This is a genomic window from Staphylococcus ureilyticus, from assembly GCF_002902235.1.
GTDB lineage: Bacteria > Bacillota > Bacilli > Staphylococcales > Staphylococcaceae > Staphylococcus > Staphylococcus ureilyticus.
This window is the reverse complement of the sequence record NZ_PPRL01000184.1, coordinates 1-414: the sequence shown is the minus strand read 5'-3', so window position 1 is coordinate 414 and position 414 is coordinate 1. Positions and strand designations below refer to the sequence as shown.

Annotated in this window: 1 protein-coding gene; it reads left to right on the top strand. The window is 21.7% G+C overall.

Going from position 1 to position 414, the window contains the following annotated elements:
* The coding region (locus CD150_RS13555) for a hypothetical protein (protein WP_438829868.1) at positions 1-414 on the top strand (414 nt) is incomplete at both ends.

The following is a 414-nucleotide window of genomic DNA, read 5'->3' as shown; positions in this document are numbered from 1 at the left end:
TGTCGAATAGCCAAGCTAATAAATGTTTATCTGTAAATAATTATATCAAGAATGAGTTAGCTGAAAGTAAAAATGATTATAAGTTAGAAACTCACGAATTCTTTAAAAATATTGAAGATTATAAAAACCACATCTTTTCTAAAGATAATGTTATATCTCAAGAACTTAAAAATTTATATAAACTACATAACGAATCAGTGCCTATTCTAGATCAAAAGCAAACAGAAATAAAAAAAGTAGCCTATTATTATAGTTTATATTTTAGTAAATCTTTTAATAAGCCTTTTAGAGAAGTAAATACTTATTATAAAAATATGTTCTATAAAATAAATAAATTAAAAAGTTATTCAAGCTCTAACTATGACATTGAAAATGAATTTTATTTTCATTTAAGCACTATGAGAATATGTAATG